21 protein-coding genes and 1 tRNA gene are annotated in these 26520 nt (G+C 63.2%); 16 read left to right on the top strand and 6 right to left on the bottom strand.

All coding sequences use genetic code 11. The features are described from left to right. Positions 1-186: 186 nt before the first annotated feature. Together OVA00_RS21105 and OVA00_RS21100 are read left to right on the top strand one after the other, a co-directional pair. Positions 187-1782: a GMC family oxidoreductase gene (locus tag OVA00_RS21105; protein WP_060582918.1), complete on the top strand. Its 1596-nt coding sequence runs from the start codon at positions 187-189 to the stop codon at positions 1780-1782. 241 nt (positions 1783-2023) lie between these two features. Next, positions 2024-3028, top strand: a complete 1005-nt coding sequence (locus tag OVA00_RS21100) for a Tim44 domain-containing protein (RefSeq protein WP_442780572.1) — start codon at positions 2024-2026, stop codon at positions 3026-3028. Positions 3029-3102: 74 nt separating this feature from the next. Here the strand turns inward: OVA00_RS21100 and OVA00_RS21095 are convergent, their stop codons facing one another. Next, positions 3103-4032 carry a LysR family transcriptional regulator gene (locus OVA00_RS21095; protein WP_268089577.1) on the bottom strand — a complete coding sequence of 310 codons (930 nt, stop codon included), beginning with the start codon at positions 4030-4032 and terminating at the stop codon, positions 3103-3105. Positions 4033-4112: 80 nt separating this feature from the next. Here OVA00_RS21095 and OVA00_RS21090 point away from each other — a divergent pair, with 80 nt between their 5' ends. The 9 genes from OVA00_RS21090 to OVA00_RS21050 all read left to right on the top strand — a co-directional run bounded on the left by OVA00_RS21090 (position 4113) and on the right by OVA00_RS21050 (position 13308). After that, positions 4113-4601: a DMT family transporter gene (locus OVA00_RS21090; RefSeq protein ID WP_060521346.1), complete on the top strand. Its 489-nt coding sequence runs from the start codon at positions 4113-4115 to the stop codon at positions 4599-4601. A 257-nt stretch (positions 4602-4858) separates the two neighbouring features. Further along, positions 4859-6103 carry an MFS transporter gene (locus OVA00_RS21085; protein ID WP_268089576.1) on the top strand — a complete coding sequence of 415 codons (1245 nt, stop codon included), beginning with the start codon at positions 4859-4861 and terminating at the stop codon, positions 6101-6103. A gap of 63 nt (positions 6104-6166) precedes the next feature. Next, positions 6167-7645, top strand: coding sequence for an aldehyde dehydrogenase family protein (locus OVA00_RS21080; RefSeq protein ID WP_268089575.1), 1479 nt, complete (start codon positions 6167-6169; stop codon positions 7643-7645). Between the two features lie 116 nt (positions 7646-7761). After that, complete coding sequence (gene ppk2 / locus OVA00_RS21075) at positions 7762-8682, top strand: polyphosphate kinase 2 (RefSeq protein WP_060530005.1); 921 nt, start codon at positions 7762-7764, stop codon at positions 8680-8682. Positions 8683-8804: 122 nt separating this feature from the next. Next, positions 8805-9647, top strand: a complete 843-nt coding sequence (locus OVA00_RS21070) for a MurR/RpiR family transcriptional regulator (RefSeq protein WP_034802348.1) — start codon at positions 8805-8807, stop codon at positions 9645-9647. Between the two features lie 292 nt (positions 9648-9939). Next, entirely contained in the window at positions 9940-11403 is a 1464-nt protein-coding gene (locus OVA00_RS21065) for an MFS transporter (protein ID WP_268089574.1), read from the top strand. Continuing rightward, complete coding sequence (locus OVA00_RS21060; RefSeq protein ID WP_250808050.1) at positions 11400-12059, top strand: aspartate/glutamate racemase family protein; 660 nt, start codon at positions 11400-11402, stop codon at positions 12057-12059. The genes OVA00_RS21065 and OVA00_RS21060 overlap by 4 nt, the downstream gene beginning before the upstream one ends. Before the next feature lie 132 nt (positions 12060-12191). Further along, a complete protein-coding gene (locus OVA00_RS21055) occupies positions 12192-12782 on the top strand; it encodes an ankyrin repeat domain-containing protein (protein WP_089044378.1) in 591 nt (196 codons plus the stop codon). 22 nt (positions 12783-12804) lie between these two features. Beyond that, positions 12805-13308 carry a YHS domain-containing (seleno)protein gene (locus OVA00_RS21050; RefSeq protein WP_250808035.1) on the top strand — a complete coding sequence of 168 codons (504 nt, stop codon included), beginning with the start codon at positions 12805-12807 and terminating at the stop codon, positions 13306-13308. 27 nt (positions 13309-13335) lie between these two features. Here the strand turns inward: OVA00_RS21050 and OVA00_RS21045 are convergent, their stop codons facing one another. Then, complete coding sequence (locus tag OVA00_RS21045; RefSeq protein ID WP_268089573.1) at positions 13336-15555, bottom strand: adenylate/guanylate cyclase domain-containing protein; 2220 nt, start codon at positions 15553-15555, stop codon at positions 13336-13338. A gap of 170 nt (positions 15556-15725) precedes the next feature. Between OVA00_RS21045 and OVA00_RS21040 the strand changes: the two genes are divergently transcribed. Genes OVA00_RS21040 through OVA00_RS21030 form a run of 3 tightly spaced genes read left to right on the top strand, consistent with a single transcriptional unit; the run spans position 15726 to position 19046 of the window. Next, positions 15726-17144 carry a DUF1254 domain-containing protein gene (locus OVA00_RS21040; RefSeq protein ID WP_268089572.1) on the top strand — a complete coding sequence of 473 codons (1419 nt, stop codon included), beginning with the start codon at positions 15726-15728 and terminating at the stop codon, positions 17142-17144. Positions 17145-17203: 59 nt separating this feature from the next. After that, positions 17204-18184 (top strand): DUF1254 domain-containing protein, encoded by a 981-nt coding sequence (locus tag OVA00_RS21035; protein WP_268090351.1) that lies wholly within the window; start codon positions 17204-17206, stop codon positions 18182-18184. A 34-nt stretch (positions 18185-18218) separates the two neighbouring features. After that, complete coding sequence (locus tag OVA00_RS21030) at positions 18219-19046, top strand: alpha/beta fold hydrolase (protein ID WP_060521353.1); 828 nt, start codon at positions 18219-18221, stop codon at positions 19044-19046. Between the two features lie 48 nt (positions 19047-19094). On the opposite strand, the gene metH is transcribed toward OVA00_RS21030, so the two are convergent. From metH to OVA00_RS21010, 4 genes are all read right to left on the bottom strand, one after another. Then, positions 19095-22865, bottom strand: coding sequence for a methionine synthase (gene metH, locus OVA00_RS21025; protein WP_268089571.1), 3771 nt, complete (start codon positions 22863-22865; stop codon positions 19095-19097). Positions 22866-23033: 168 nt separating this feature from the next. Then, a complete protein-coding gene (locus tag OVA00_RS21020; RefSeq protein ID WP_442780571.1) occupies positions 23034-24188 on the bottom strand; it encodes an AGE family epimerase/isomerase in 1155 nt (384 codons plus the stop codon). A gap of 9 nt (positions 24189-24197) precedes the next feature. Then, on the bottom strand, positions 24198-24692 hold the full coding sequence (locus OVA00_RS21015; protein ID WP_034802370.1) for a heme-degrading domain-containing protein: 495 nt from the start codon (positions 24690-24692) through the stop codon (positions 24198-24200). 5 nt (positions 24693-24697) lie between these two features. Then, a complete protein-coding gene (locus OVA00_RS21010; RefSeq protein ID WP_268089569.1) occupies positions 24698-25594 on the bottom strand; it encodes an ROK family protein in 897 nt (298 codons plus the stop codon). Between the two features lie 252 nt (positions 25595-25846). Between OVA00_RS21010 and OVA00_RS21005 the strand changes: the two genes are divergently transcribed. Further along, positions 25847-25923, top strand: a tRNA-Arg gene (locus OVA00_RS21005). Positions 25924-25977: 54 nt separating this feature from the next. Then, complete coding sequence (locus OVA00_RS21000; protein ID WP_268089568.1) at positions 25978-26514, top strand: GNAT family N-acetyltransferase; 537 nt, start codon at positions 25978-25980, stop codon at positions 26512-26514. The last annotated feature ends 6 nt before the right edge of the window (positions 26515-26520 follow it).

The raw sequence follows: 26520 nt of genomic DNA, 5'->3' as shown, positions 1-26520 counted from the left end.
AAACGAACGCCCCGGCGGCCACCATCCGGCGCCGGAGTATTCCTGCGTTCGTTCGCGGCGGCTGACGGTTCAGGAAGAAGACAAGATGACGAAGCTCAAGAATGCGGCGCCGGGGCGCGGCTGAAGGAGCGATGTCGCCCGAACCCGGGATCTGAAGGGTCGCGCCGTACATATCGAGGGAGAACCATGGACATATACGACTTCATCGTCGTTGGGGCAGGTAGCGCCGGCTGCGTGCTTGCCAACCGCCTTTCGGAAAACCCGGGGCATCGCGTGCTGCTGCTCGAAGCCGGCGGCCGCGACAACTACCATTGGATCCACATTCCGGTCGGCTATCTCTATTGCATCAACAATCCGCGCACGGACTGGTGTTTCACGACCGCAGCGGAAGAGGGCCTGAACGGCCGTTCGCTCGGCTATCCCCGCGGCAAGGTGCTCGGCGGCTGCTCGTCGATCAACGGCATGATCTATATGCGCGGCCAGGCTGAGGACTACGACCACTGGCGCCAGCTCGGCTGTACCGGCTGGGGCTGGGACGACGTGCTGCCGCTCTTCAGGAAATCCGAGGACCACTATCGCGGTGCCAACGAGATGCACGGCGCCGGCGGCGAATGGCGGGTGGAAAAGGCGCGCGTGCGCTGGGACGTGCTCGACGCTTTTCAGAAGGCGGCAAGCGAAGCCGGCATTCCCGAGACGCCGGATTTCAACCGCGGCAGCAACGAAGGCTCCGGTTATTTCGATGTCAACCAGCGTTCCGGCATCCGCTGGAACACCGCAAAGGCATTCCTGCGCCCGGCGCAGAAGCGCGGCAACCTCACAGTTCTGACCAAGGCGCATGTGCGCAAGCTGATCATCGAGGGCGATCGCATCGCCGGCGTTGAATTCCAGCATGACGGCACAGTCAAGCGCGCCGGCGCAACCCGCGAAACTGTGCTCTCCGCCGGCGCGATCGGCTCACCCCATATCCTCGAACTCTCCGGCATCGGCCGTGGTGACGTGCTGCAGGCAAACGGCATCGAGCTTCGCCACGAACGCGCCGGCGTCGGCGAAAACCTGCAGGATCATCTGCAGCTGCGCATGGCCTACAAGGTCACCGGCGTGCCGACGCTCAACGAAAAGGCAAACTCGCTGTTCGGCAAGGCGTCGATCGGGCTCGAATATCTGCTGAAGCGTTCCGGGCCGATGGCAATGGCGCCGAGCCAGCTCGGCATCTTCACCCGCTCCGGACCGGAAAAGGAAACGCCGGATCTGCAGTATCACGTGCAGCCGGTGTCGCTCGACAAGTTCGGCGAGCCGGTTCATTCCTTCCCGGCAATCACCGCCAGCGTCTGCAATCTGCGCCCGGAAAGCCGCGGATCGGTACATCTGAAGGGTCCGGATTTTGCCGCCGCGCCGGACATCAGGCCGCGCTACCTGACGGCGGAGGCCGACCGCGATGTCGCGGTCAGCGCCATCCGGTTGACGCGGCAAATCGTCAAGCAACCCTCGTTCGCCCGCTTCAACCCGGTCGAGTTCAAGCCGGGCCCGTCCTACGAGACCGAGGAGGACCTGAAGCGCGCGGCCGGCGATATCGGCACGACGATCTTCCATCCGGTTGGGACCTGCCGCATGGGCGCCGATCCGGAGAGCGTCGTCGATCCGGAACTGCGCCTGCGCGGTCTGAAGGGATTGCGCATCGCCGACGCCTCGGTCATGCCGACGATCACCTCGGGCAACACCAATTCGCCGACGATCATGATCGCCGAAAAGGCGGCGACGATGATCCTGGCAGTCAATCGCTAGGTGTCAGCGGCAAGGGCGGGCTGCACTCGGGCGTCCGCCGAAGATGCTGATTCCACGCCGGATTCGGCCAGCTAGCGGTGTCGGATAACGGTAAACTGGCCGAAAAGCGACGCGAAAAGCTTAAATCTCAGGCGTTGAGCCCCTATATCAGGTCCTGATGGCTCGGTTTGAGCCCAAGCAAGATTTAGGGGTTGTGATGGCAATGCAGCGATTTGGGCGTTTTGGACGAACTCTGGCAATGATGGCGATCGGCATGGTCGTTGCGCTGACCGTTGTGGACGTCGCCGAAGCGCGGCGTTCGGGCGGCGGCTTCGGTAGCCGCGGCACCCGCACCTTCTCGCAGCCACCGGTCACCCGTACCGCGCCGACCAACGCGGCACCGATCGACCGTTCGATGACGCCGCGCCAGGACGCAGGCCCGGCCGCGACCAATCCGGCAGCCGGCCAGACGCGCCCGAACTCCACCCAGCCGAACGCCCGTCCGGGCTTCTTCAGCGGCTTCGGCGGTTCGCTGCTCGGTGGCCTGATGGTCGGCGGCCTCATCGGCATGCTGATGGGCGGCGGTTTCGGCGGTGCTGCCGGCTTCCTCGGCCTGATCGTGCAGATGCTCCTGATCGGTGGCCTGATCATGCTCGCCATGCGCTTCTTTAACCGCAACCGCCAGCAGACAGCCTATGCCGGCCCGTCCGAGCGCTCGTCGGGCCAGCAGCCATCGAACGGCATGCCGTCGTTCAAGATCCCGAGCATCGGCGGCGGCCAGGCAAGCGGTCAGGCGCAGGCTCGACCCCAGGCAGCCCCTGAGGCGGCGCCCGTCACCGACGGCCCGGCCGATGAAATCGGCGTCCAGGGGTCTGACCTCGAGCAGTTCGAAAAGATGCTGAAGGACGTGCAGGCGGCTTACGCCGCGGAAGACTACGGCACGCTGCGTCGCCTGACGACGCCGGAAGCCATGTCGTACCTAGCCGAAGAGCTCAGCGACAACGCCACGAGCGGCGTCAAGAACGATGTGCGCGACGTGCACCTCGTTCAGGGCGACGTCGCCGAAGCGTGGTCGGAAAACGGAACCGAATTTGCGACCGTCGCCATGCGTTACGAGAGCATCGACGTCATGCGCGACCGCACCACCGGCAAGGTGATCAGCGGCGATCCGGACAATCTGACGGAAGCCGTCGAGCTCTGGACCTTCGTGCGCAAGCCGGGTGCCGAATGGCAGGTTTCGGCGATCCAGGGCGTTAGCCACGACTGACGCGCAGCAAAGCCTATAGAAAAGGCCCGGTCGGCATCGCCGCACCGGGCCTTTCCGTTTTCAGGCTTGTCCAATCACACGGCCGCGGGGGCCACAGTCGACGGCGCGAGGATGCCGGTGATCAGATCCCGCAGCCAGCGATGGGCGGGGTCGCCGTCGCGCCGCCGATGCCAGATCTGCCGGAAGGCGAAGGGCGGGATCGCGAAGGGCGGCGCGAAGATGGCGAGCGGCCCGGTCTCCCCGTCGCGGGGCAGGATCCGGCGCGCAACCGTAAGCACGAGGTCGGTTCCCGGAACGAGACCCGGCGCCGCACTCCAATGAGGCAGGGCCAGCGCAATGCGGCGCTTGTGTCCAATAGCCGAAAGCGCAAGGTCGATCTCGTTGCCGGTATCGCCACGCAGGGAGACGAGAATATGCGGCCGCTGCAGATAGGCCAAAAGATCCATCGTCTTTTCGCCGCCGAGGCACGCGCGATCGGCCAGGCAGGCGAAGTGCTCCTCGAACAGCAATGATGTCCTCAGATCCTCGGCAAGCGTCGGGAAAACCCCGAGCGCCAGATCGATCTCGCCGTCGATGGCCTGCGCCATCATCACTTCGCGGCTTGCCTGGCTGACGAGGAGATCGACGTTCGGCGCCTGCCGGCGCAGCACGGTCATCAGTTGCGGCAGCAGCACAAGCGCAGCGTAGTCGGACATCGCCAGCCGGAAGACGTGGGGCTCGCGCGCCGGATCGAACGGCTGAGACCCCATGAGCAGACGCATATGCGCGAGCGCTTCGGCAAGCTGCGGCGCGATCTCCAGCGCCCGCACCGTCGGCTCGAGCTGGCCGCCATGGCGAACCAGCAAGGGATCGTCGAACAGAGCGCGCAACCGCGCCAGCGCATGGCTGACGGCAGGCTGGCTCTTGTTCAACCGCAGAGCCGCGCGCGAGACGTGGCGCTCCGCCAGGAGCGCGTCGAGCACCACGAGCAGGTTCAGGTCGATTGCGCCAAGATTATTCATCATACGAATATAGCACGTGAAAAATTGGAATTTCCATTCCCAAGATAGATGATGGAGGATCGCCGCAACAAAAAGGAAAAACAATGCCCAATCTCTCCTCCCTCCTGTTGCTTGCCGTGGCGATCTTCGCCGGCGCCGTCGTCCCCCTCCAGGCCGGCGCCAATGCCAACCTTGGCCGCCTCCTCGGCCATCCGCTCTGGGCGACGGTCGTCTCGCTCGGCGTCAGTCTCGCGCTCATCCTGCCGATGCTGATTGCCTTCCGGGCGCCGTTGCCCAGCCTGGCTGTGGCATTCAAGGGTCCGTGGTGGATCTGGGTCGGCGGCCTCGCCGGCGTGATCTACATCACTGCGGCTCTTCTCCTTGCGCCGAAGCTCGGCGCGGCAAGCTTCATTGTCGCCGTCATAGCCGGCCAGATGGTCATTTCCATGTTGATCGATCACTACGGCCTGATGGGTTTCCCGCAAAAGCCGGTCAATGCGGCGCGGCTGACCGGCCTGTTCTTCATCGTCGGCGGCATGGTGATCACCCAGATCGCCAATGTCACGCCGGCCTTGGCCAACGCGCCGCGATAGCACAGAGCCGCATCTCGGCAGCGGCAGCCATGACGATCAAGGCTGCCGCTTGTCACCTGAGAAGCACCCATGGTAAATGGCTGACCATGTCGAGCGAACCCCATTTGATGGCCTGATTTGCCCCGCAAGGCGGGGCTTGCATCTGTGAGCCTAGAACCGTCCGCCTCTTGCGCGGGCTTATCCTGTTCGCGTTCGATCTCATCAAACCTGCCCAATACAGCAGACCCGAGATCGATTGCGTCTCATCGGGCTCTCCTATGGACAATTCCAATCTTTGGGGCGATGCCGCCTTCCGGCGCATCAGCCTCGTCCTCACCGTCGATTCCTTCTGCTCCTGGATGCTCGTCGCCGCGCTGCCGCTCGTCGTTGCAAGCCGCTTCGGCGCCGGTGCGGAACTGGTCGGCAGTCTTGCCTTGCGTCTGCTGCCGAGCCTCCTGCTTGCGCCGATCGTCGCCTCGCTCCTACGGCGCAGCGGCCCGCAACTTCCGGTGCTGTGCTGCCTGTCGGTGACCGCCATCGCCATTCCCGGCCTTGCGTTCGCGCCGGACGCAATGACATTGCACATGATCGTCCTGGTCATCGGCGCTGCGGACGCGGTGGTCACGCCGGGTCTGTTGATGCTGCGCGCCGCCGTCGTTCCAGCCGGCCGCAACATGGAGGCCAACACCGCCTTCCAGGCGATCGACCGCTTCGCCAAGATTTTCGGTCCGCCGGCGGCGGGTCTCACAGCCGCCTCCACCTCGATCGTGACAACCCTTCTTGCGCTGGCCCTTGCCCAGATCGGGGCAGCCCTTCTGCTGGTGCTTCAACCACGCGACAAGCCGGTGCAGGAGAACGCGGCACCCTCGCACGCATCGGGCTTCGGACGGGAAACCCTTGCGATGTTTCGCGAGAACCCCTTGCTCTGGGCTTTGCTGCTCCCGGCCTTCGGCTACATGGTGTCGCTCGGGGCACTGCAGCCGTTCCTGTTCTGGCTCAATCGTGACCAGTTTCATCTCGGCCCGGAGATGTGGACCTTGCTTCTGGCGGCACAGGGCGCCGGCGCCCTGATTGGTGCCGTCGTCTCGCACCGATTGGCGGGAGCATTGACCAGTACGCAGGCGCTGCTTCGCGCCTATCTCCTCTCAAGCCTGCTCGAAGGCCTTTCGACCTTCGCGCTGATTTTTGCCCCCAACTCCCTGGTGGCCAGCGGACTGCTGATCGTCGGCGGCATACCGGAGATGATCGCTTTCGCCACCTACTTTACCCTTGTGCAACGCTGCCTGTCCCTGGAGCGCCAGGCAGTGTTTTACGCCGTGAGCTTGCCGCTCATGGATGCCTGCTTGATCGCCGGCATCGTCTCGGGAGCCTTCTATACCAGCAATCTCGTGACCCTCGGGCAGTTCTGGCTCTTTGCCAGCGCCTGCGCCGTGCTTCCGGTTCTGCCGTTCCTCGCGTGGCGCGGGTCGGCGACCGACCGTCAGAGCAGTGTCTCGCGGCAAAAAGATCAACGCCAGCCGTAACTTACGGCTGGCGTGTTTCACTTTGACTGGCCATACTCGCACCGGGCTATAAAGGGGTATTGCATGCAGGACCGGTTGTTCATCGATGGCAAATGGGAAAAACCGCGGCGCGGCGGCACGCTCGACGTGATCGATCCGGCGACGGAGGAGATCATCCATCGTGCGCCTGCGGCAACTTACGAAGACGTGGACCGGGCCGCAAAGGCGGCCCGCATCGCCTTCGACAGCGGCCCCTGGCCAAAACTTTCGGGCAGCGAGCGCGCCGCCTATCTGCGTGCCATCGCCGCCAAGATCGAGGAAAAGCGCCACTCGCTGGCCCGGCTCGAAGTCGCCGACAACGGCAAGCCGCTGCCGGAAGCATTGTGGGACATCGACGATGCCGCAGGTTGCTTCCGCTATTATGCCGGCCTCGCCGAGGAACTGGACACCAGCCCTGAGGAGGCGATCGCCGTCGGCGACAGCCGCTTCACGTCACGCGCCGTGCGCGAACCGCTCGGCGTCGTCGGCGCGATCACCCCGTGGAACTATCCGTTGCTGATGGTGTCGTGGAAGGTGGCTCCGGCGCTGGCCGCCGGCTGCACCATCGTGCTCAAACCGTCGGAGCTGACGCCACTGACAGCACTTGAGCTCGGCGTCATCGCCGAGGAAGTCGGGCTGCCGGCCGGCGTGCTCAACATCCTCACCGGCACCGGCCAGGACGCCGGCCAACCGCTGACCGAGCATCCGCTGGTCGACAAGCTTGCCTTCACCGGCTCCGTCGTCACCGGCCGCAAGGTGATGATGGCCGGTGCCCAGGACATCAAGAATGTCAGCCTCGAACTCGGCGGCAAGTCACCCTTCGTCGTCTTTGCCGACAGCGACATCGACAAGGCCGTCGAATGGATCATGTTCGGCATCTTCTGGAACCAGGGCCAGGTCTGCTCGGCGACCTCGCGCGTGCTCGTCGAGGAGCCGATCTACGAGACGGTCGTCAAGCGCCTCTGCGAAGAAGCGGCGAAGATCACCATCGGCAATGGTCTGGAAGACGGCACTCTGCTCGGGCCGATCGTCTCGAAGGGGCAGTACGACAAGATCATGGGCGCGATCGACCGCGCCCGCCAGGACGGCGCCACGGTGGCTGCCGGCGGCGGCCGCCCGGCCGGCCTCAACAGCGGCTACTTCATCGAACCGACGGTGCTGACCGATATGCGCGAAGACAGTTACGTCTGGCGCGAGGAGATCTTTGGTCCGGTCGTCTGCGTCAAGCCGTTTGGCGAAGAGGCCGACGCGATCCGCATGGCCAACGACAGCCGCTTCGGTCTTGCAGCCGCCGTCATGTCGGCCGACAGGGACCGCTGCGAGCGCGTCGCCCGCGCATTTCGCGCTGGCATCGTCTGGATCAACTGCTCGCAGCCGACCTTCGCCGAAGCACCCTGGGGTGGCTACAAGCAATCGGGCATCGGCCGTGAGCTCGGCCGCTGGGGCCTCTCCAATTATCTGGAGACCAAGCAGATCACCAGTTTCGACGCCGACGAGCCCTGGGGCTGGTACATCAAGGGATAGCGCCGATCGGGGCGTGGAGGTCAGCGTCAAATTCCCTTCATGCGGCTGTGAAATAAGCCGACTAACGATGGCATCACGCAAAGTTGTCGTCGAACACACGCAATCCGGAGGGTCAGATGAACAGGTCGAACGACGAGATCGAAACGCAGGACTGGCTGGAAGCGGAACTGGCCGACACGCTCGACGAGGACTACGAACTGGAGCTTTCCGAACCGGCGCTGTCGGAAGAGATCCGCAAGATCTACCGCAAGAACCACCCGCCATCGATCCCGCGCATCGATTACTTCCGCTCGCTGTTGAAGTTGCAGTCGGAACTGATCAAGCTGCAGGACTGGGTGGTCCATCACAAGGAAAAGGTGGTGGTGATCTTCGAGGGCCGCGATTCCGCTGGCAAGGGCGGCGTCATCAAGCGCATCACCCAGAGGCTCAATCCCCGCGTCGTGCGTGTCGTCGCGCTGCCGGCACCGTCCGACCGCGAAAAGACGCAATGGTATTTCCAGCGCTACGTGCCGCACCTGCCGGCCGGCGGCGAGATCGTGCTCTTCGACCGCTCCTGGTACAACCGCTCCGGCGTCGAGCGCGTCATGGGCTTCGCCACCGAGGACCAGGTCGAGCAGTTCTTCGACGACGTGCCGGAATTCGAGCGCATGCTGGTTCGCTCCGGGATCCGGCTGGTGAAGTACTGGTTCTCGATCACCGACGAGGAGCAGCAGATGCGCTTCCTGGTGCGCATTCACGACCCGTTGAAGCAGTGGAAGCTGTCGCCGATGGATCTGCAGTCGCGGGTGCGCTGGGAAGGTTACACCAAGGCCAAGGAGGAGACCTTCGCCCGAACCAACATCCCGGAAGCGCCCTGGCATATCGTCGAAGGCAACGACAAGAAGCGCGCCCGTCTGAACTGCATCGACCACCTGTTGAGGCAGATCCCCTACGAGGACGTGCCGCACGAGGAAATCTCCCTACCGGAACGCGTCTTCAACCCGGATTACGAGCGCAAGGTTCTGCCGCCGGAACTCTACGTGCCGTCGAAATACTGACGCACGCGGGCAACTGCCCGCGTCTGCAGCCGTTGAAAGCGAGGCGGCATCCGCCCGCCTCGCTTGCAATATCCCCGCGAAAATCAGAGATTGCCGTGAAACGCCAGTTTCATGGACATCGCATGAGCCCGAAAGAACGTTCCTTCCTCACCCGTGTTCGCCAAGTGCTGCCGGAACTGCATCCGGCCGAGCGGCGGCTGGGCGACTTCCTCTGCGATTTTCCAGGCGAGGTCGCCAGCTACTCAGCCCAGGAACTGGCGGCGCTCGCACATGTGTCGAAGGCGACGGTCTCTCGCTTCATCCAGCGGCTCGGCTACGACAATTACGAAGAAGCACGTCGGCATGCCCGCGCTGACAAGCAGACCGGTTCGCGCCTGTTCCTTGCAACCGCCACCGACAGCGGCGGCGAGCAGTCGCTCACGTCCCATGTGGCGCAGGGCGTGGCCAATATCGAAGCGACCTTTCTCGCCATTTCCGAAACCCAGGTGACGGCGGCGGCAACCGCCATCCTTGGCGCCCGCAAAGTCTGGGTCATCGGCTTTCGCGCCAGCCATTCCTTCGCCACCTATCTGCAATGGCAGATGACACAGGTGGTCGAGCACATCTCGGCCATTCCCGGCGGCGGCCAGACGCTCGGCGAACATCTGGTCAGCATCAACAACGACGACGTCGTCATCCTTTTCGGCCTGCGCCGGCGCGTCACATTGATGGAACCGATCCTCGCGCAGCTCGAAAAATCGGGCGCAAGGCTGCTCTATATCACCGACGAAGGCGTTCCCTTCCTCAACCAGGCAGAATGGCATTTCCGCTGCCAGACGCTGGCGCCGGGGCCCCTGTTCAACCACGTCTCGGTGATGGCGCTCTGCCATCTGCTCACCACGCGTTGCATCGAAATCGCCGGTCCCGCCGGCCGAAACCGCCTGCGCGGCATCGAGGCGATCAACGACGCGCTCGACGAATTGTGAGCGCCGATTGGGCATTTGCCTGAAACGGCAGAACATTTTTCGAGCACAAGAAATCTGGGTTTCAACCGCCCGTTAGAGTGCAATCTGTCGCCAAGCTTTTGACGGCAAACGAGAAACTGTCGTTTCCAACCGAGTGGCACGAAATCTGCATTCCATAACCTGGGTTGCGAGCGGCCAATTCCTTTCGCAGCGCGTCATAGAATCTCCTATGAAACTCAGATTTCATGATGTAGATTTCATGAAACTTAGTTTTCACATTTTCACGTTGTTAAGCCATAAAGGGGAACGGACCATGGCAGCGGAAAATATGGTACCGTCCGGCAGGTCATCGCCGGTCATCAGACAGTTGGAATCAGCCTTCACCAAGATCGGCGTCACCGGCGCCCACAAGCAAATTCTCGCCCTCGTGCTCATCGGCTGCCTGTTCGACAGCTTCGAACAGAACACCATCGGCGTTGCCGGCCCGATCCTGAAAGAACATTGGGGCCTTACCGGCACCGACATCGGTTTCCTCAACACCATCACCTTCGGCAGCGCGGCGATCGGCCGCCTGCTTTCAGGCATCCTCGGCGACCGCTACGGCCGACGCGTGATGCTGACCATCAACCTCCTGCTCTTCACCATTGGCTCGGCCGCCTGCGCCATGGCGCCGAACTTCGCCACGCTCTGCTTTGCCCGTGCCATCGTTGGCTTCGGCGTCGGCGGCGAAATCTCGACGGCCGTTACCATGCTGTCGGAATTCTGCTCGCCGAAATTCCGCGGCACGGCGGCCGGCCTCGTCAATGTCGGCGCCGGCGGCTTCGGCAACTTCCTGGCGCCCGCCTTCGGCCTGATGATCTTCACCCTCTTCCCGGGTGAAAACAGCTGGCGCTGGCTCTTCGCCGCCCTCGCGCTCCCGGCCCTGCTCGTTGTCTTCTACCGCCGCTTCGTGCCGGAGACCCCGCGCTTCCTGGCTTCGCAGGGCAAGATCGACGAAGCCAACAAGGTGCTCTCCATCCTTGCCTCCGGCTCGTTGCGCCCGCGCAATCTCAAGGTCCAGGAATATCTGACCAAGGATCACCTGAAGGACGAAGAGCCGGCCAAGAGCGACTGGAAGGAACTCTTCCGCGCGCCCTTCATCGGCCGCACGATCCCCGTCGCCATCGCCATTCTGATGAGCTACGGCGCCCAGCTTTCGGTGCTGACGCTGATGCCGATCATCTTCGTCTCCATGGGCTATACGCTGCAGGGCAGCCTGCTCTACAGCATGATCATCCAGAGCGGCAGCGTGCTTGGTGCCATCGCCGCCTCGATGTTCGGCTACTACTTCCCGCGCAAGAAGGTGCTGACGCTCGGCGCCGTGTTCGCCTGCCTTGCGGCGGTTTCGATCGCCTATCTCGGCACCAACATCTATCTGGTGCTGATGTTCGGCGCGATCTTCCAGTTCTTCGTGCTGATGCTCAACACCTCGATCTGGATCTATGCGCCCGAACTCTTTCCGACCCGCATCCGCGCCTTCGGCGTGGCGCTGATCCTGGCAACCGGTTCGGCCGCGGGTTCCTTCGTCCCCACCATCGCCGGCGCCCTCTTCGACGTCTACGGCATGGTCGGTGTCTTCGGGCTTGCCGCCGGCATGTATGCGGTCTTTGCCTTCTGCATCCAGCTCGGCCCCGAAACCTACGGCATGTCGATGGAAGACCTCACCCAGCCTGCCGATGCGGACCTCGCAAAGGCTGACACTTCTGAAATCAAAGTCGGCGTGGAACTGAGAACGTGAGCGCACATATCCTTCTGATCAACCCGAACAGTTCGCGTGCCACCAGCGACATGATGGTCGCCATCGCACGCCGGGCAGCATCAGGACGCATGGCCGTGGCAGTCGCCACGGCCATGCGTAACCCGCCGATGATCGTCACACCGGAGCAGCTGGACGCATCCGCTGCCGAGGTCGTCGAGATCGGCGAAAAGCATGAGGTCGGATGCCTCGGCATCGTCGTCAGCGCCTTCGGCGATCCCGGCCTTGCCGCGCTCAAGCACCGGCTCGATATCCCCGTCATCGGAATCTGTGAGGCCTCGATGATCGAGGCCTCACAGGGCGGCCGCAAATTCGGCGTCGCCACCACGACGCCGGAACTGATCCAGGCGATCGACGACCGCGCCCGCGATCTCGGCGTCTGGGAACAATATACCGGCATCCGTTGCACTTCGGGCGATCCACTGGCGCTTTCCGCCCACCCGGATCGGCTGCTTTCGGCTCTCGGCGATGCGGTCCGCCAATGCATCGAGCTCGACGGCGCCGAGGCCGTCATCATCGGCGGCGGCCCGCTCGGCCAGGCGGCCGACGAGCTCCAGCCGATGTTTTCGACGCCGATCATCGCCCCCATCCCGAGCGCCATCGGCCGCATGCTCGACCTGATGCAGGTCGCCGCCTGACAGGCATTCCTCATCGCAGACACCCAAAAGGAGTATGGATCGGGCGGCGCTAATGCCTGTTTCCGCCAGCCGCCCTGTGGTATTTTCGCCCTTCCTAATTGGCGAGACCGAAGCTGGGGCGGAGGTTACGCGATGAAATCTCTCTTTGCTTCGCTGGTCGCGGTGGCGTTCTTCGCCGCGGCGGCGAACGCGGGTCCTTTGCATGACGCGGCAAGGAACGGCGACACGGAACGCGTCAAACAGTTGCTCGATCAGGGAACCGACATAACCGAGCCGGATGCGGCCGGTGAACCGGCGCTGTTGATTGCCGCTCTCAAGGGTCGCGCCGAGGTCGTCGCCCTTCTCATCGAGCGCGGCAACGACATCGAGATCCGCAATAAGGGCGGTCTCACCGCGCTTCACGCCGCGGCCTATGGCGGCAATCTCGAAACCGTCAAACTACTCGTCGCCAAGGGCGCGGCGGTCAACGACGTCGCCAACTTCTACAAGATGTCGCCGCTGCATGCGGCGGCCGAAGAAGGCCACGCCGAAGTGGTCGCCTTCCTGCTTGCCAACAAGGCAGACATCGAAGCCAAGGAGCGCAACGGCTATACGCCGCTCACCCAGGCCGGCTGGCGGTCCTATTGGCCGGCCGCCGAACTTCTGTTGAAGGCCGGCGCCACCTGCCAGAAGGCCGAGCTTGTCGGCGAATGGCTCTACGGCGAATGCACGAAACGTCAATAGATCCGGAAACGGAGGAAACGGCATGTCTCGACACTCCATACGATTTATAACCGCGGCGACAGCGGCGTTCCTTGCGCCGGCCGTCCCGTCACTGGCAGAAGAGCCCGTGAACACCGGCTACTTCGGTGACGTGGCGATCAAGGGTTACGATCCGGTCGCCTATTTCACCGAGAACAAGGCTGTCGAAGGATCACCTGAATTCAGCTATCGCTGGCTCGGCGCCACCTGGCAGTTTGCCAGCGCCGAGCATCGTGACCAGTTCATCAAGGAGCCGACCCGCTATGCGCCGCAATATGGCGGCTACTGTGCCGATGGCGTCTCCTTCGGCACGGTCACGACCAACATCGATCCCAAGGCCTGGCGCATCATCAAGGACAAGCTCTATCTCAGCTACGATCCGGGCGCAGCCGACGGACTGGTGAAGAATCCGAACAAGGTGGTCGATTCGCGCAAGCACTGGTCCGAGGTCGAGCAGACGCTGCTCACCGAGAAGGCGAACATCAACTGGACGCAGCCCCGGCCCTGAAGGCCGGCGGCTCGGCGATGACAACCGTCACTTCTCGATCGAGAAGAACTTCAGCGACTGCGGCGTGACATTGATGTAGTCCGCCGTGCGCTCGCCCTTTGCCGTATTGCGGTAGACATAGCCGCAGACCATGCGGTCGAGAAAATAGCCGTCATATTTTTCGCAGAGCTGGTTGCCCTTCACTTCAATCCGACCGGTGATGTTGGTGTTGCTGGTGCGATAGGCGGTGTTGCCGTCCTTGTCGAAGAACTGCGCAAAGCCCGTGCCGTTCTTGTGCACGCCGACCCAGGTCTTGTCGGTGGTCAGTTGTTTCAGCTCGGCCGGGCCGAGCCGGTCGCTGGCGGCGCCGACGAAGCCGAAGGGCCATTCCGGAATACCGGCGACGCGAAGGCCGAAGAGGTGGCGATAGAGATCCTCTTCGCGCCAGTAGTCGTAGAGATAGCCGTAGTAGCTCAGGTTCGTGTCCGGGAAGAGCTTCAACAGCTCGTCCGCTTCGGCGGCCGCACTCTGCTGGTCGCCGCGCTGGGCATAGGCCGACGCCAGATACTCCCGCACCGCCTCCGCCTTTGGCAAGGATGCGCCGGCCGCTTCAATCAGGGGGATCGCCTTCTCAAGGTGACGCGTCGTGTAATAGACGATGCCCGAAAGCAGCTGCAGGCTCGAAGATGGCGACGGATCAAGCCTCAGCGCCCGCTCGATATCGTCGAGCGCCTGCTCGTGTTCACCGGTCTGGGCCAGTATCAGCGCCAGATTGGCGAGCGCCTCGGCATCCCCCGGCTGCGCCGAGACGGCTCGAAGCGCCGATTCCTTTGCCTCAAGGGGACGGCCGTCCACCAGCTGCAGCAGCGCCAGCACGGTATGGGCGCGGGCGTTGTTGGCGTCGAGCTTCAGGGCCTGTCCCGCCGCATCATAGGCGATCTTGCGCGCCACGGCCGCGGACCAGAGATAGTTGTAGTCGTTGCGCCAGACGTCGACGGCGACCCGGGCGATACCGGCATGCGCATCGGCGAATTTCGGATCGAGATCGATCGCCCGCTGATAATAGGAAAGCGTCTGGCGATAGGTGTCGACGTCGCGCCAGATCAAGCCCTGCTGCTCGGCGCGCATGTAGTTGTCGTAGGCCTCGAGATTGTCCGTCGGAATGCGCGCCAGCTGGTCGCGTTCGCCCTCGCTGAGCTTGACCTCGAGCGCTGCGATGATCTTGCCGATCACGTCGTCCTGAACCGCAAAGAGGTCGGCGTATTGCCGATCGTAGCGCTCGGCCCAGAGCGAAAGACCGCTCATCGCATCGATCAGCTTGACGTTGATGCGCAACCGCTGGTCCGCCCGCTGCAGCGTGCCCTCCAGCACATAGTGTACGCCAAGCTCGGCGGCCACGTCCTGGATCTTGTCGGTACTGCCCTTCAGCGCGAACACCGAATGGCGAGCGATGACAAAGAGGCCGGACACTTTCGAGAGTTCTGTGATGAGATCGTCCGTCAGCCCCTCGGCCAAATGGTCGTGATCGCTGTCGCCGCTGACATTGATGAAGGGCAGCACGGCAACCGAAGGCTGGTCCGGCAGCGGATAGGCGAAGCGCTGCGCCATCCCCTCCTGCCCGATCCACGTCCACGGCTGCCACCAGGCGACCGCAGTCGACAGCGCAATCGCGACGAGACCAACGACCGATCCCTTCACCCAGGCCGCATTGCGTCGAGGCTTCTCGACAACCGTCCTGCCGGCGGCCCCCGGATCGAGGAGGACCCGGTAAACCCGGATCGGCTCGGCAAGCCCCTTGACCGTCTGTTGACCCAGGGACGCAAATCCGACTTTCAGCTTGGAGCTGACCTGGTCGTAAGCCGTGCCGGAGATCGCAATACCACCCGGCTCGGCAAGTCCCTGGACCCGATCGGCGATGTTGACGCCGTCGCCATGGATGTCGTCACCCTCGACGATGATGTCGCCAAGATTGATGCCGATGCGGAAGTCCAGCCTCTCGCCATTTGGCGCCTTGTCGGCTTCCGCCTCCGCCTTGCGCCGCTGGATCTCGACTGCGCATTGGGTCGCGTCGACAACGCTGCGGAATTCGACGAGCAGGCCATCGCCCATCGTCTTCACCAGACGCCCGTGATGCTCGCGGAAAAGCGGCTCGAGAATATCGCCGAGATCCGACTGGAATCGCAAGCGCGTCCCTTCCTCGTCCAGCCGGCTCAAGCGGCTGTAACCGACGACATCCGCGATCAGGACGGCTGCGAGACGGCGCTCCATCGACGGGCTCTCAACGTGCGATGTACTCCAGCGGCAATGGTACCGCAGCTTGGCGGGCGGCGCCATCGGCACGCATGGATGAGACGCGTCGACCAGGCCGTAACCGTTACGTACTTGCAGGACCTCGCTGAAGTGCCACGATTACAGGCGATCATCCGAAGGAAGCTGCCATGCTCAAACGACGGTCTCTGCTGGTGCTCGGCGCTCTTGCCACGGCACTTCCCGCACTCAAGTTGACGAGCGCGAGGGCCGCCGATGCAGGCCTCTCTGCGGACGAGGCGCGCGCCATTGCCAAGGACGCCTATATCTACGGTTTCCCGCTGGTCGACAGCTACAGGGTGCAGCATTCCTATTTCGTCGATCACGGCAATCCCGAGTTCAAGAGCGGCTGGAATACGCTCAACAATACCGCGCGGGTCTATACGCCTGACGACAAGGCGATCCAGACGCCAAATTCCGATACGCCCTACTCCTTCCTGGGCGCGGACCTGCGCGCCGAGCCGCTGGTCCTGACCGTGCCGGCGGTCGAGAGGGAGCGCTACTACTCGCTCCAGTTCGTCGACATGTACACGTTCAATTTCGCCTATGTCGGAAGTCGCGCCACCGGCAACGAGGCTGGCACCTTCCTGCTGGCGGGACCGGGCTGGAAGGGTGAAACCCCGCCCGGGATCAAGGCGGTGATCCGGTCGGAAACGGAATTCGCTTTCGTGCTTTACCGCACGCAGATGTTTGATCCCGCCGACATCGAGAACGTCAAGAAGATCCAGGCGGGCTACAGGGTCGAGCTGCTGTCGAGCTTCCTTGGTCAGCCGGCTCCGGCACCGGCCGCGGCCGTCGATTTTATCACCCCGTTGAGCGCGGCTGACGAAAAGACCTCGCCTGACTTCTACAGGGTCCTGAATTTTATCCTGCATTACTGCCCGACGCACCCGTCCGAAACGGCGCTGATGCAGCGTTTCGCCGATCTGAACATCGGTGCGGGCAAGACGTTCGACATCACGGCTTTCTCGCCGGAGATCCAGAAGGCGATCACTGACGGGATGGCGGACGCCTGGGCGGCGTTCAAGGAACACAAGGAAACCGAAATCGACACCGGCAAGGCTTCGAGTGCCGACGCGTTCGGCACGCGGGAGTTCCTGAAGAACGACTATATGCAGCGCATGTCCGGCGCGGTTCTCGGTATCTACGGCAACTCGAAGGACGAAGCTCTCTATCCCGCCTATTTCGTCGATGACCAGAAGAAGCCGCTGACCGGGTCGGGCCACTACACCTTGCGCTTCGAACCCGGGCAACTGCCGCCGGTCAACGCCTTCTGGTCGCTGACCCTCTACGAACTGCCGTCGAGCCTGCTCTACGCCAATCCGCTTAACCGCTATCTCATCAACTCGCCGATGCTACCGAACCTGCAAAAGGACGCCGATGGCGGCGTGACGCTCTACGTCCAGCACGAGAGCCCTGGGCCTGACAAGGAAGCAAACTGGCTGCCGGCGCCGAGCGGCCCGTTCTTCACCGCCATGCGGCTCTACTGGCCAAAGCCGGACGCATTGGACGGAAAATGGAAAGCGCCGCCGATGCGGCGCGCCAACTGATCAACGAGGATTTGAATATGAAACACTATCGTTCGTTCCTCATTGCCAGTGCACTGGCGATGGCTGCCGCAACCCAGGCAAGCGCCGCCGACCCCGTAACCGTCGGTGTCGACAACTTCGTTCGTGCCGAGAGCGACATGTACCTCGCCTCCATGGTCAAGGACGGCGCCTTCGGCAAATTCGTGCATCGGCGCGAACCGGCTTCGATCGACAATCAGACCGTCATTCGCCTCAACCGCGATACGCTCTATTCATCGGCCGTGTTCGATCTCGACGCGGGTCCGGTTACGGTCACCATGCCGGACGCGGGAAAACGCTTCATGTCGCTGCAGGTGGTCAATGAGGACCACTATGTGCCGGAGGTCGTCTACGGCGCCGGAGAGGTGACGTTGACCAAGGAAAAGGTCGGCACGCGCTACGCCGTTGTCGGCGTCCGCACCCTGGTCGATCCGACCGACCAGAAGGATATCGCCGAAGTCCACGCCCTGCAGGATGCGATCAAGGTGACCCAGGAGAAGGAAGGCACGTTCGAAATCCCGGCCTGGGACCCGGCCAGCCAGAAGAAGGTGCGCGAAGCCCTGCTTGCGCTCGGCGCCACCATGCCGGACTTCAAGAAGGCCTTCGGCACCAAGGCCGACGTCGACCCGATCCGCCATCTGATCGGCACCGCGACCGGCTGGGGCGGCAACCCCGACAAGGACGCGTCCTATCTCAACGTCACGCCCGCCAAGAACGACGGCAAGACCATCTACAAGCTCGACGTCAAGGACGTACCGGTCGATGCCTTCTGGTCGGTCAGCGTCTACGACGCGCAAGGCTTCTACGAAAAGAACGCCTACAATGCCTACGCGATCAACAATATCACCGCCAAGAAGGGCGACGATGGCAGCGTCTCGATCCAGTTCGGCGGCTGCGACGGCAAGATCGCCAACTGCCTGCCCGTGGTCGACGGCTGGAACTATACGGTGCGGCTCTACCGGCCGCGCAAGGAAATCCTCGACGGAACCTGGCACTTTCCCGAGCCGCAGCCGGTAAACTAGGCGTGCCGCGAATTTGGCAGCGGAGGCCGCATGCATGGAACACAGCGATGACAACCTTGCGGCCTTCGCCGAGCATGGCGCAACGCCCCTGCCCGCAGCAACGGGTGAAGGCCGTGTCGAGCGTGACGGCGCACGAATCTGGTATGCGACCTATGGATCGGGCGAACCGGTTATCCTCTTGCACGGCGGCCTTGGCCACAGCGGCAACTGGGGCTTTCAAGTCCCGGCCCTGCTCGACACTGGCCACCGCGTCATCCTGATCGACAGCCGCGGCCATGGCCGCAGCACCCGCGACCGAAAGCCCTACACCTACGAACTGATGGCGGCGGACGTGCTTGCGGTGATGGACAGGCTGGATATTCAGAAGGCCGCCTTTGCCGGCTGGAGCGATGGCGCCTGCATCGCGCTTATCCTCGCCTCACAGACGCCGGAACGCGTCAGCGGCGTCTTCTTCTTCGCCTGCAACATGGACCCGAGCGGAACGAAGGACATCGAGCCGAGCCCGGTGCTCGACCGTTGCTTCAGCCGTCATGCCGAAGACTACCGCGCGCTGTCAGCGACGCCCGACGATTTCAGCACCTTCGTCGACGCCGTCAGCGAAATGCAGAGAACCGAGCCGAACTACACGGCGGAAGATCTCGGCAAGATCCGCGTGCCGGTCGTGATCGTCCAAAGCGAAAACGACGAGTTCATCAAACACGAGCATGCTGACCATCTCGCCCGCAGCATTCCCGGCGCCGCGTTCATCCTTCTCGATGGCGTCAGCCACTTCGCCCCGCTGCAGCGGCCCGACCGCTTCAATGCCGCGCTCACGGCTTTCCTTGTCGCACTCGAAGACGAGCCCAAAGGCGACGCGCAATGACGGCATTGACGAGCCCTTGTCGGCTCGTCATCTCGCCCTCCGGCGACGCTACTCGGCCGCTTCGGTCTCAGGCATCGGCACGTAGTTGAGGATCGGCGACAGCCAGCGCTCGACCTCGCGCACCGGCATGCGTTTACGTGTCGCATAGTCCTCGACCTGGTCGCGCTCGACCTTGGCGACACCGAAGTAATAGGCTTCGGGATGGCCGATATAGAGGCCGGAAACCGACGAACCCGGCCACATCGCATAGCTCTCGGTGAGGCTGACGCCGATCGTTGCTTCTGCGTCAAGCAGCCGGAAGAGCGTTGCCTTTTCCGTGTGATCGGGCTGGGCCGGATAACCCGGCGCCGGGCGGATGCCGGCATAGGGCTCCCCAATCAGCTGCACGGGCGTAAACGTCTCGTCCGCCGCATAACCCCAGAGTTCGGTGCGCACATATTCATGCATGCGCTCGGCAAAGGCCTCGGCGAAACGATCGGCCAGCGCCTTCACCATGATCGAGGAGTAATCGTCGTTGGCGCGCTCGAAGCGCTCGGCGATCGCCACTTCCTCGATGCCGGCTGTGACAACGAAACCGCCGACATAGTCGTTGGAGCCGCTGTCAACAGGCGCGACGAAGTCGGAAAGGGCCACGTTCGCACGGCCATCGCGCTTGCTGAGTTGCTGGCGCAGCGTGAAGAAGGTCGCAAGTTCAGCGGCCCGATCCTCTCCGGTAAAGAGCCGGATATCGTCGCCGACCGTGCCCGCCGGCCAGAAGCCGACGACCGCCTTCGGCGCAAACCACTCCTCCTCGATGATCTTTTTCAGCATCGCCTGCGCGTCGTCGAACAACTGGCGGGCAGCCACACCTTGCGCCTCGTCGTCGAGGATCTTCGGATAGACGCCCTTCAGCTCCCAGGTCTGGAAGAACGGCGTCCAGTCGATGTAGCGGGCAAGCTCCGCCAGATCCCAGCTTTCGAACACGCGCGTGCCGAGGAACGAGGGCGTCTTGGCCCGATAATTCGACCAGTCAACCCGATGCTGATTGGCACGTGCCTGCGACAGGGGCAGCCGGCGCTTTTCCGCCTCGTTGCGCGCATGCGCGTCGGCGACCTTGCGATACTCCGCCCGAACCGTCTCCATGTAATTGTCGCGCGCTTCGGGCGAGAGCAAGCTCGATACGACGCCGACGGCGCGGCTGGCATCCGTCACGTAGACCGTCTGGCCGCGATCGTAGCGCGGATTGATCTTGACCGCCGTGTGCACGCGGCTGGTGGTCGCGCCGCCGATCAGCAGCGGTACGTCGAAGCCTTCGCGCTCAAGTTCCGAGGCGACATGCACCATTTCATCCAGTGAGGGCGTGATCAGGCCAGAGAGACCGATGATGTCGACCTTCTGCTCGCGCGCTACTTCGAGGATCTTCGCCGAGGGCACCATGACGCCGAGATCGATGATCTCGTAATTGTTGCAGGCCAACACGACGCCGACGATGTTCTTGCCGATGTCGTGCACGTCGCCCTTGACCGTCGCCATCAGGATCTTGCCGGCGCTTTCGCGCGCCTCGCCGCCATTGGCGAGCTTTTCCGCCTCCATGTGCGGCAAGAGCACGGCGACCGCCTGCTTCATAACGCGTGCGGATTTGACCACCTGCGGCAGGAACATCTTGCCGGAACCGAAGAGGTCGCCGACGACGTTCATGCCGGCCATCAGCGGGCCCTCGATGACATGCAGCGGCCGCGCTGCCTCAAGCCGAGCCTCCTCGGTATCAGCCTCGATGTATTCGGTGATGCCGTTGACCAGCGCGTGTTCGAGGCGCTTTGCCACCGACCATTCGCGCCAAGAAAGATCCTTCTCGCGGCCCTGCGAGCCGCCCTGTCCGCGATAGCGCTCAGCGATCTCCAGCATGCGCTCGGTCGAATCGGCGCGGCGGTTGAGCACCACGTCCTCGCAGGCCTCGCGCAGATCGGCATCGATGGCGTCATAGACGGCGAGCTGGCCGGCGTTGACGATGCCCATGTCCATGCCCGCCTGGATGGCGTGGTAGAGGAACACCGCGTGCATTGCCTCGCGCACCGGCTCGTTGCCGCGGAACGAGAAGGAGAGGTTGGAGACGCCGCCCGACACATGCACGTGCGGCAGGGTCTTGATGATCTCGCGCGTCGCCTCGATGAAGTCGACACCGTAGTTGTTGTGTTCCTCGATGCCCGTCGCCACGGCGAAGATGTTCGGATCGAAGATTATGTCTTCGGGCGGGAAGCCCGCCTGTTCCGTCAGGAGCTTGTAGGCGCGTGTGCAGATCTCGATCTTGCGCGCCTGGGTGTCGGCCTGGCCGACCTCGTCGAAGGCCATGATGACGACGGCGGCACCGTAGGCGCGGCAAAGCCTGGCATGGTGCAGGAACGCCTCTTCGCCTTCCTTCATCGAGATGGAATTGACCAGCGGCTTGCCCTGAACGCATTTCAGGCCCGCCTCGATCACTTCCCACTTCGACGAATCGATCATCACGGGAACGCGGGCGATATCGGGTTCGGAGGCGACGAGGTTCAAGAACTCGATCATCGCCTGCTTCGAATCGATCAGGCCCTCGTCCATGTTGATGTCGATGATCTGGGCGCCGTTCGCCACCTGGTCGCGCGCGACGTCGAGAGCGGCCGAATAATCGCCGGCAGTGATCAGCTTGCGGAACTTCGCCGAGCCGGTGACGTTGGTGCGCTCGCCGACGTTGACGAAGGGAATGTCGGAGGTGAGCGTGAAGGGCTCCAGCCCGGAGAGCCGCATCAGCGGCTCGACCTTGGGGATCTCGCGCGGCGGATGCTTGGCAACGGCCTTGGCGATCGCGCTGATATGGGCCGGCGTCGAGCCGCAGCAGCCGCCGACAATGTTGAGCAGCCCGTCGCGCGCAAAGGCTTCCACCTGGGCGGCCATCTGCTCCGGCGTTTCGTCGTACTGGCCGAACTCGTTCGGCAGGCCGGCATTGGGATAGGCGCAGACGAAGGTATCGGAAACGCTTGAAAGTTCGTCGATGTGGGCGCGCATCGCATTGGCGCCGAGCGCGCAGTTGAGCCCGATGGTGAAAGGCTCGGCATGGCGCACCGAGTGCCAGAAGGCGGTCGGCGTCTGGCCGGACAGGGTGCGGCCCGAGAGGTCGGTGATCGTGCCGGAGATCATGACCGGCAGGTCGATACCCTTCTCCGTAAAGACTTCCTTGGTCGCGAAGATCGCCGCCTTGGCGTTCAGGGTGTCGAAGATCGTCTCGATCAGAATGATGTCGGCGCCGCCGTCGATCAGACCGCGGATCTGTTCGGCATAGGCGACGCGCAAATCGTCGAAGGTGACGGCGCGATAACCGGGATTGTTGACGTCGGGCGAAATCGACGCCGTGCGGTTCGTCGGCCCGAGCGCGCCGGCGACGAAACGGCGGCGACCGTCTGCGGCTTCGGCCCGCTTGGCCGCGCGCCGAGCCACTCGGGCACCATCGCGGTTGAGATCATAGACCATGTCTTCCATGCCGTAATCGGCCTGGGCGATGCGGGTCGAGGAGAACGTGTTGGTTTCAAGGATATCCGCGCCGGCGACGGCATAGGCGTAATGGATGTCCTCGATCGCCTTCGGCTGGGTCAGCGTCAGAAGGTCGTTGTTGCCCTGTTGATGACAGGCGCAGCCGCCAAATCGGTCGCCGCGGAAATGCTGCTCGACAAAGCCGAGCTGCTGGATCTCCGTGCCCATCGCGCCATCCATGATCAGGATGCGTTCGCGCGCAGCCTGGGCCAGCGCCCGCTTGATCTCGGAGCCATCCGGCTTGCAGGAAACATCGCCGAAAAGGGCGTCGATGGCGGACATGGGAAATCTCCCGTTCTGAAAACGACAAACACTAAGGCAAGTCAATCACATAAAGATATCTTTATGTCAACATATGCGGCAATCACATTTACCTCTCGGAGCAAAGAAAATGGCCCGCCGCAATCGCGACGGGCCATAATAATGAAAGCGATACTCTGGATCGGCAAATCAGATCCGGGCTAGGCAGTCCTCGGTTTCATAAATGGCGCAGAGGATATGGTAGAAGCTGCTCGCCGGCGCCGGCTCCTCGACGAAGGTGCCGTCGGCCTTCTGCTTGTCGCGCCAAAGGCCCGCAACCGGCGTCGCCAGAAACGTCTGAAGGGCCGCCGCTGCTCGCGCGGCCGAAGCAAGATAACGCTCGCGCTCGGCACCATTGGTGAGTGCGGCAAAGCGGACGGCCGCCTTCAGCCACTCGGTCTGCGGCCAAAGCCGCGCGATCGGATCGGCCACCGACAGATCGTCGAGAAGCGTCATGATCGCGACGTTGCGGTTCGCGCAGATGCCGTGGGCCTCACCGATATCGAACAGCCGCCGTGCCTTGACGATCGCCTCGGCGCTGCCGCGGCGCTCCGCCCAGCGCAAAAGCAGCCACGCCCATTCGAACAGATGTCCAGGCTCGACGATCCGGCCCTTTTCGCCTGCCATCGGCGCCCAGTCGTGATCGAAGAATTCGCGCAGCACACCGCTCTCGGCATCGATGAAATAATCCATCGCCAGGTGCGCAATTTCGTCGGCGAGGTTCGCCCAGCCAACCCGATCGAAGCCCTCGACCGTCTCGCTCGCCAGGCACGCCTCAAAGAGATGCATATGCGGATTGGAGCAGAGCGGCAGGCGCGAGGGATTGTCTTCCTCGAAGCCCGCGACCGGATGCTTGACATGCGCCTCGATCCGCGAGCGAAGGTCATTGCTGCGCTCGATCATCTCGGCCTTGCGGGCCGGCACGACCTCGCCCAGATAGGCGAAGGCAAGCAGCGCGAAGGCCTGGTTGTAGAGGTCAAAGGACGGATCGAGCAGATTGCCGTCGGCATCGGCGAGCGCGCCGTAAAAGCCGCTCGGCTGCTTGAAAATGCGATCGAAATAGGCAAGCCCGCCTTCGGCGGCACCGCGCCAATCACCGGACCAGCCGCGCCGCCCGGCCTCGGCGAAACAGTAGACCTGCCGCGGCTGAACGCGTGCACGCCGCTTGGCGCGGGTCGGCTCGCCTGCCATATCGATCGTCTCGACGAAGCCGCCTGAATGATCGACACCCTTGTCGCGCCAGAGCGGCAGGGCCTTGTCTGCCAGCCAATCCGACAGCACGCGTGATTGCGAAATAATATCCAATGCCAATTCTCAGTCCTCGAGCTTCAAGGCGCCATGATCCTTGCCGAGCAGGGCCGAGAGCGCTTCGACCACCATGTTGTGGTCCTCGCGTTGCGGCAGGCCGGATACGGTGACGGCACCGATACAGCCGGTGCCTTTGACGACGATCGGGAAGCTGCCACCGTGCGCTGCATAATCCGCATCGGCAAGGCCGAGCTTGGCCTGCAGATTGGTCTGCGCCTTGGCGAGCTCGCGGCCGGTGGCATAGCTGCTCTTGAACAGGCGGAACACGGTGTTGCGCTTGCGGCGCACCCAGTTCGGATTATCCGGCGTCGCCCCGTCGAGCGCGGCGTAGAACACCTGCATCGAGAAGAGCGTGATGTCGATGACGACGCCAAGCTTGCGCTCGGCCGCCATCTTGCGCAGCAGTGAGCCAAGCTCCCACGCCGCATCGAGATCGAAGCGCTCGAACTGCAATTCCTGTTCCTGCCGCGCGATGCGGGCGAGGTCCTTGTCGATATTCATGGGGGTCATTCCTTCCAGAGCCAGGCCGCACCGCGCACGCCGGAACTGTCGCCGTGCAGGGCCTTGCGAATGGGCGTTTCGAACGTGTCGCCGAAGAGGTAGTTGACGACCCGCGGCGGCACGTCCTGGTAGATCTCGTCGACATTCGACATGCCGCCGCCAAGCACGTAGACATCCGGGTCGACGATGTTGGTGAGCAGTGCCAGGCTGCGCGCCAACCGGTCGACGAAGCGCTCATAGACGCCCGTTGCAACCGGATCGCCCGCCCGCTTCGCCTCGATGATATCGCGCCCGCGCTTCTCGACGCCGGTCGTCAGGCGATAGTCGAGCTCGACACCCGTGCCGCAGGCATACATGTCGAGGCAACCGTGCTTGCCGCACCAGCATTTGTGGCCGGGATATTCGTCCTGCGTCATCCAGGGCAGCGGATAATGGCCGATCTCGGCGGCAACGCCCTGGTAGCCGGCGTGCACCTTCTTGTCGATCGCAAGGCCGCCGCCATGGCCAGTGCCGACGATAACGCCGAAGACCACATGCTCATTCTTGCCGGCGCCATCGACCGACTCCGAGACCGCCAGGCAATTGGCGTCGTTGGCAAGCCGGACCGGCCGGCCAAGCGCCGTTTCGAGGTCACGCCCAAGGGGCTTGCCATTGATCAGCACCGCATTGGAATTGCGTACGATTCCGGTGCGCGGATTGGGACTGCCGGGAATGCCGATGCCGATCGAGCCCTGTTCGCCTGCCGTCTGCTCGGCGGCAGCAACGAGATCGAGAACGGCGCGGATGCAATCGTCATAGCCGCTGGTCGGGGTCGAGACGCGATGACGGGCGCGTGTTTCGCCATCGCGGCCAAGCGCGATGACTTCCATTTTCGTGCCGCCCCAATCTATTCCGATGAACATATGTGGATCAGGTCTCTGATGAAGGACTCAATGGGGAGCGCCAGCTTCCTCGGGCCGGCGCTTGCTTTGCTTAGCATTCGGAGGACATGGAAGACCAGCCCCCGTTTCACCGTCGTTTTCAAGTCTGCCGATCCGCGTCGGCACACCACCCGGACGAGACGACCCAAGCTCGCCGCCACCTGCATTTCCTCGGGCACTAACGCAAAAACACTTGGCGAAGAGCCCTTGCTTTTGTATGGGTGCTATTCAAGTGGTCCCGTAGCTCAGCAGGATAGAGCACCAGATTCCTAATCTGGGGGTCCCGCGTTCGAATCGCGGCGGGATCACCATTCTCCAAGACCCCTCTTAATCGAATTGGACGCGGCGCACGCCGTGCTGACGCCGTGGATGACAGCAGAGCAACCCCCTCCGGAGAAAACACGGTTCAGTTGCTCGTGACCTATATGGAAATGCTCGAACGTCCGGCGGGCGATGCGTTTCCGGCACCGATCGCGCAAGCGGTGGTCGCGTCCGAACGTCCGGATGCCGCTGCGTTTCTTTCGCTCTATCGCGCCGTCGGCGAACCGTTGCGCTGGGATCAGCGGCTGCGCATGCCGACGGCCGATCTCGACGACTTTCTCAGAAGCGCCTCCACGATCCTCTACATCCTCCGGCTGGATGGCCGCGCAGTCGGGCTCTGTGAATTCGACCGCGCCGATACCGAGGATGTCGAGCTCACCCATTTCGGCCTGATCCCGGATGTTTACGGCCAAAGGCTGGGGCCATTTCTGCTCGATAGCGCGCTGCGCGCCGTCTGGGACCGAGGTGCAAACCGGATCTGGCTACATACGGACGAATGGGATCACCCGAAGGCGCAGGCTACCTATCGCCGCGCCGGCTTCAGCGCCTTTGCGCAGAAGCTCGAGGAGATCGTGCCCTAACGCACG

Source organism: Ensifer sp. SL37 (assembly GCF_026672675.1).
Lineage (GTDB): Bacteria > Pseudomonadota > Alphaproteobacteria > Rhizobiales > Rhizobiaceae > Ensifer > Ensifer adhaerens.
Note: the sequence above shows the minus strand (reverse complement) of the source record. Positions and strands in the feature narration are given on the sequence as shown.